Source organism: Bacillus sp. SIMBA_154, assembly GCF_046536015.1.
GTDB lineage: Bacteria > Bacillota > Bacilli > Bacillales > Bacillaceae > Bacillus > Bacillus pumilus_P.
This window is the reverse complement of record NZ_JAWJBV010000038.1, coordinates 1-6318: the sequence shown is the minus strand read 5'-3', so window position 1 is coordinate 6318 and position 6318 is coordinate 1. Positions and strand designations below refer to the sequence as shown.

The 6318-nt window shown below is 36.0% G+C and carries 7 protein-coding genes; 4 read left to right on the top strand and 3 right to left on the bottom strand.

Annotated elements, in window-relative coordinates; translation table 11 throughout:
- Positions 1–567 (top strand): protein rep (locus R0K30_RS20900; RefSeq protein ID WP_410612669.1); only part of this gene is annotated, 567 nt, incomplete at its 5' end.
- Between the two features lie 389 nt (positions 568–956).
- On the opposite strand, the gene R0K30_RS20895 is transcribed toward R0K30_RS20900, so the two are convergent.
- Positions 957–1361 (bottom strand): tetratricopeptide repeat protein, encoded by a 405-nt coding sequence (locus R0K30_RS20895; RefSeq protein WP_410612667.1) that lies wholly within the window; start codon positions 1359–1361, stop codon positions 957–959.
- Between the two features lie 651 nt (positions 1362–2012).
- The gene (locus R0K30_RS20890) at positions 2013–2417 is read right to left on the bottom strand and encodes a hypothetical protein (protein WP_410612665.1); all 405 of its coding nucleotides are present in this window, start codon (positions 2415–2417) and stop codon (positions 2013–2015) included.
- 577 nt (positions 2418–2994) lie between these two features.
- Between R0K30_RS20890 and mobV the strand changes: the two genes are divergently transcribed.
- The 3 genes from mobV to R0K30_RS20875 all read left to right on the top strand — a co-directional run bounded on the left by mobV (position 2995) and on the right by R0K30_RS20875 (position 4999).
- Positions 2995–4185: a MobV family relaxase gene (gene mobV, locus R0K30_RS20885; protein WP_410612663.1), complete on the top strand. Its 1191-nt coding sequence runs from the start codon at positions 2995–2997 to the stop codon at positions 4183–4185.
- A 226-nt stretch (positions 4186–4411) separates the two neighbouring features.
- A complete protein-coding gene (locus R0K30_RS20880) occupies positions 4412–4576 on the top strand; it encodes a hypothetical protein (protein WP_410612661.1) in 165 nt (54 codons plus the stop codon).
- Positions 4577–4999, top strand: a complete 423-nt coding sequence (locus R0K30_RS20875; RefSeq protein ID WP_410612659.1) for a hypothetical protein — start codon at positions 4577–4579, stop codon at positions 4997–4999.
- A 343-nt stretch (positions 5000–5342) separates the two neighbouring features.
- Here R0K30_RS20875 and R0K30_RS20870 read toward each other — a convergent pair whose 3' ends face one another.
- Positions 5343–5909 carry a DUF3967 domain-containing protein gene (locus R0K30_RS20870; RefSeq protein ID WP_410612657.1) on the bottom strand — a complete coding sequence of 189 codons (567 nt, stop codon included), beginning with the start codon at positions 5907–5909 and terminating at the stop codon, positions 5343–5345.
- Positions 5910–6318 lie beyond the last annotated feature (409 nt).

Sequence of the window (6318 nt, the reverse complement as noted above, 5' to 3'; positions counted from 1 at the left end):
AAAGTGAAAACTGGAACACTTGGTTTTTTCAGAGCTTTAGAGATTACGAAAAATCATGAACAAAATACATACCATCCGCATTTTCATGTGTTGATTCCTGTAAAGCGGAATTATTTTGGAAAAAGTTATATCAAACAATCAGAATGGACAAGCCTATGGAAGCGGGCTATGAAATTAGACTACACACCAATTGTGCATGTGCAGCGGGTCAAAGGAAAAAAGGGAATCGATGCGGAAGCCATTGAAAAAGAAGTGCGCAAAGAAATGGAAGAACAAAAGGCGATTCTTGAAATTTCAAAGTATCCAGTCAAGGATACGGATATCATACGTGGGAATGAAGTGACCGAGGAAAATTTGGATACGGTCTATTATTTAGATGGTGCACTGAGTGCAAGGCGGTTGATCGGTTACGGCGGGATCTTGAAAGAGATTCATCAGGAACTGAATTTGACGGATGCCGAGGATGGGGATCTTGTTCGTATTGATGAAGAAGATGATGACATAGCAAATGAAACGTTTGAAGTGATGGCTCGTTGGCATGTTGGAATCAAGAACTATGTAATATAATGTTTTTGTATTTATATAAAATAATATAAAAGGTGGATAATTTTATGAAAAAACTATTCTATTTATTTCTTTTTTTGTATATAATATTGGTTATTTTTCTAAATTTTGTATATGATTTTAGTAACGTAACTTTAACGTTTTTACTAGCTATATACGTTATAGCTCTTATTGTTTATAGCTTGTTGAAGCGTATAAAAAAGGAGTAGTTATAGTGAGTTTTAAGAAAAAAACAATTAAATTACTTTTAGTTTTATCTTTTTCATTGTCTTCTGCTTCGGTTTTTCTTCCAAATAATGCAGACGCTAGATGATGAGGTGGCCAATGAGACGTTTGAAGTCATGGCTCATTGGCATATTGGTATTAAGAATTACATAATTAGTTCCTGAATTTTAAGGAGAAATTAAGATTGCTATTGTCCAGTGGTGAATATTGTTTATGTGACTATTGTTGTAAAGTGCATCTAGTATCATGAGTTTTGCTCTGTATTCATCTTCGTTATTTTCCTCGACTAGATTCCATGCTTTTTTGTACCAGACAAGAGCTTTGTCAGTTTTTCGACTTTTAAAACAGACTTTGCTAAGCATGTAATATGTGCGGATGGTGTTCAATGATTCCCTGTGTTCTGGTATATCAATTGCTTTTAGTAAATGGCTTTCAGCTTGTAATAGATCACCACGTTTTTCATAACTGATACCGATATTGTAATGAGCTAAACTTTTGGTGTATGAATCCCCGATTTCATCTGATTTTTTAATGATGGTTGCATAATGTTGATCAGCTTTTTTATAACTCATTAATTCCATTTTGTTATGTGCGATTACCAATTCGCATTGGAGTTGTCTTGATATATATTAATAAAATCTCCCTTTTATGGAAGATTTTTTAGATTGCGGTGATAAAAAGATAACAACAAATAATAAAAATAAGACTAAGCGCTGTATAGAATATTATCTTTCCTATTTTTCCAATGAAGTATATATTGGCTAAAGTGAAAAATAATATTGATGTGACTGTTAGAAATATATAAATTTCTTTTGTTTTTTTTGTATTCATAAATGTCTCTAGTGACTGATTTGAGGAATATGATTGGGTAATGTGAGATAAAGCTAGTCCTATAAAAATGAATATGCCTATTATGTTAATTAATGTTCTAGAACTTATTGTGTTTTTTTGTTCTTTCATTTTAAATCCTCCTATAGATATCTAATCAATTTGATTGTTCCAATTTTTCAGGGTGTTCCAGCATTTTTTTATTTAGTGATTCCACTGCCCGGTTCATTATACAATCATACCTTGATTATTCTAGTTACATCAATTGTTGAAAAATGTGATGGATGAAGAAAAAAATGAGAAAAAAGGAATAAAAGGAGAGGTTATTGTTAATGTTTATTTTATAAATAAAAACAAAAAATCCTAGATTAATAAATCTAGGATTTTTTGTTTTTTTAATAATGCCATAATTGGAGAGTGAATGAGGTTAGTGATCCACGTGTTGGGAAAACTATAAATTCAGCGCTTTTGTTAGATCCGTCAATGTAAGGTTTTGCATTGAAACTAACACATTTATTATTTCCGACGAAAACTGAGTTAAGAATCAGTTTCGATTGTTTAACTCCTTTCCCATCGTTATCGTATACGTCAATTCGTATGCCGCCGAATTTATCTTTCAAACAGATTCTTGCTTTTCCTTTTTTGACTCCATATAGATATACAGCCTTAGGGGTCCAGCTACCTGACACTTTTTTTGAGTCTACTAATTTCCATGAAGCTGCCTCAGCATAACTGTTATCCATAGTAAAAACTGAGATACATAATAATAATGCTACAAGATATTTAATAATTTTGTTCATATAGATTCTCCTTACCTTTCTTTTATAGATTCCAAATTTAAAGTTATATCATGTCTATTACCAATACAATGCATTTAAGATAAATTTAAGTAGAAATATTTTTATTTGCGGTGTCCGCAATCATTTTTTTTATTTTTCAGTGCTTCGTTTTGATGAAAATTTCTGTGGTAGAATCCGTTCACTGTGGAGGTGAACAGGATGACCATTGAAATTCATGTGATAGATTTAGGGGCAATGATTATTTGTGGTTTGATGCTCTTTGCAGTGTGGTTTTCGGAAGAAGTAGGCGAATAAAGCCTGCTTCTTTTTTATGGGGTTCGGGGAATATTTCCCCGACAGGTTCGGACAGCGTCCGAGGACTTGAATTTAGGAAAAATAATAGCCGACTTCTTCGGCGATTTTTCCAATCAGCGGAGCTGATCAGAAGGAGCGCAAGCGACTGTCGTAGCCCTCGGCAGAGCCCGCACTTTACGGAGTAAAGTATAGCGGGCTATACTTTACATGGAAGTGTCGCCGGAGAATGTGGTAAAATTGAGAGAGAAAGTTGTTGCCGGTGGGAAGGGCGTGAAGGGGAAAAATGGCGTTCATTATCTGTAATATGCGGAAGTTTAAGAGTGCGGATATAAAGGGTCTACAGATACATAATCAGAGAGAAAAAGAGAGTCACACCAACCCCGATATCGATCAAAATCGGGCGCATCTGAATTATGATTTATTGCATGATAAACGAGTCGATTATAAGGCAATGATCAACGAACATATCGAGAAGAATGTAGAGACGAAACGAGCCATTCGAAAAGATGCGGTTAGGTGCTGTTCGTTCATGATCTCGGCAAGTCCCGAATTCTTTGAAAAGCTGTCTCCAGAGAGCGAAAGGGAATTCTTCAAATCTAATCTGGAATTTATCCAGGAGCGTTACGGAAAAGAGAACGTGATGTATGCGTCAGTACATAAGGATGAAACGACACCTCATATGCACGTGGGTCTCGTGCCGATCACGAAAGAAAAGAAGCTGTCAGCAAAGCAGATTTTCAACAAAGTTGAAATGAAGCAGCTGCAGGAAGCGATCGGGAAGCATAACGAAAAATTTGGCTTGCTGCGCGGTGAGCCTTCAGATAAAAAATATCTTGAAATTCACAAGTTTAAGCTAGAAGCGGATAAAGAGAAGCTGAAAGAAGTAAGCCTTAAAAAAATAGAGATGGAACAGGCGGTTGATCAGATTTCGGGTCGATTGGATGATTTGAAAAAGACAGCATTTGAAGCGCAGGCGGTTGATCAGATCGAAGAACGAGTGAAAGAGAAGGGTTTTTTGACTAAAACTGTTCAGCTGAATAGAGAAGATTTTGAGCAGGTGAAAAGCCTTGCTAAAGCGGGCGAGGTGTTTCGAAAGGACAATAATAGTTTAGAAAATGAGTTGGTACGTGAACGCAACCGAACAAAAGAATTGTCTAAAGAGAATGATCGTTTGAAAAGCGAAAACAGGAGTTTGAAAGCTGAAAAGAAAGAACTTGAAACAGAGAATCGCTTCTTAAAGCGTTCAATTAGTGCTTTCTTGACCTTTTTCGGAGAAAAGCAAAAAGAGTATAGAGCTTTGCTCGGTTATGCAAAAGCTCATATTCTCAACAAAATGAACTTGAAAATCACTGAAAAATACTTTGATCATAAGGATGAAGCGCCTGGAGCAAACAAATTTATCAGTGAAGAAAATGAGAAAAAACAGAATGCACCAAAGAAAAATCGAAATCAAGATAAAGGGATGGAACTATAGGTCATGATCTAAATATGGCATGAGTCAACGGTAAGCGGAACGTAGTGAGCATTAAGGAGTTGACTCATTCACTACATCCAAAAGCCTGTTATTCAAACAAACCCCGTTTGTTTGCGCCTGCCGAAGGGGCATCCCCCGAAGATCGGGGGTAGGGGGTTTGAATATTTGCCATCCAACGTGCTAGCGTTGGCGGGTTTGGGCAGAGCCCAAGAAAGGCGGTTCTATGATGAAAATGACCAAAAGTGAGTTTGAAAAAGGTATGATATATGCGAAAGCTACACACGCCATTGAAGGAATTTATCTTACAGCTGAAGAGGAAGAATTGATATGGGAGCATGTATCTGGTCAGATCACAGATGAGGAGTATGAGAGAAAAGCCCTTGAAAATTGAATGAAGAAAATTATACAAGTTGTAATTGCATCTGTTTTTCTGTTTACTCTTTTTGATACTGGTGTTATAACAAGCACTAAGAAAGCTGAAGCCTGTTATCCAGCTTACAAATGTATGTCGAAAACAACATTGCCTAAAAAGTATAAGTTGTATTATAAGAACCCAGATAGACGAGCTGGTTCTTATGCTGGTGGTGTTGTTATTGGTGGATTGGGGTTTTTAGGTGGTACTCCTGGAGCTATAGCGGCTTTTCTGGGTGGATCAGCATATAGTTATAGAGAAGTGTATCATGGTAATATGTCGTTTAAAACTTATATAAAAAGAAGTCCTAAAGCTGATAAAAAGTTTAGAATTAAAACGGTTTATTATGAACGTACAAATTATAAGGGGAAGAAAACTGTTAGAGTTCGTGATGAAAATTAATTAGGTTAGAAAGGACGATTGAAGATGACATTGTATAGAGGATTGAATATATTGTTTTCTTTAACTTTTGTTGTATGTATTTTGGTAGGACGAATAGTTTTTGAAAAAAATAATGGAGTAGTATTTATTATAGCTAGTGCAATCATACTTTCGGTAGCTTCTTTTTTGAATTATTTCTTTAATCGTCGTTCTAATCAAAGTGAATAATTTTCTCTAAAACTTAATCAATTAATATAAAAAAAGCCGACTATTAAGTCGGATTTTTCTTTACACGCTTGACGGAAATCGAGAGATTTTAGCACGCACACAGGGGTGTGTATAAGTGCGCCATTTCATGGATAGTTTATCTCCAAAATTGCCACCACTTTTTTTGTTGAATAGCTACAAGTTGCTTTTTGGATTCTTGTATTTCCCTTATTGATTCCATTAGCATTTTATCTCGTTCTTCGAGTTTGGTATTTATGTATTCTTGTTGTTCTTGTTGCTTGTTTTCTATAATCGCAACATGTTTTCGCAATTCAGCAATCTCTTCTTTTTGATTACCAATAACTTGTATAGCTGCGCTTATTTGCTCGATTGCTATTTGAAGCTGTAAAGCGTAGTTATTTGGCTCGTTTTTTGATTGCTGTTGCGCTGTTGCGGTTGTTGTTGCGGTTACTTCTTCAAATTCAGTATTTCTTGCAATCATGCGGGATAAGCCCTCTTCGATGTCAGTTGCGGTTAGGTTGCGTTTGAACCCTTCCGCAATGAATCGCAACACTTCGATGGTCTCGGGTTTATAGCGTTTTTTTCTCCCTTCACCAACAGATGGAATATAATTTTCAAACCGATCTCTATAAAATCTTGCCGTGGATTCAGCAAGGTTTAATTGTTTTGCGATCTGTGTCATGGTTAATAATTTTTTTTCCAAATGAATCCCTCCCGATTTAGGGAATGGAATGTAAATTCCTTTTGATATAATTAGATATAAGTTTAAGAAATGCCTCTTTTAACTTTGTTTGAAAAGGAGCGCTATGTTACCAAACGAAAGGTAACGTTTTGCAAAAAAATCAGTCGCAACAAGGGTTCAATCATGGTGAATTAAGTTCGTGTTTGTTTTGTGTTGTTTCGGAAAAGTGTGCACACAAAAGGAGCGTTACTGTTTAAAAAATGGAGTGAAAAACATATGGCATGAGTCAACGGTAAGCGGAACGAAGTGAGCATTAAGGAGTTGACTCATTCACGAGACCCAAAGCCTATTGATTCAAACAAACCCCGTTTGTTTGCGCCAGCCGAAGGGGCATCCCCCGAAGATCGGGGGTAGGGGGTTTGAATATTTG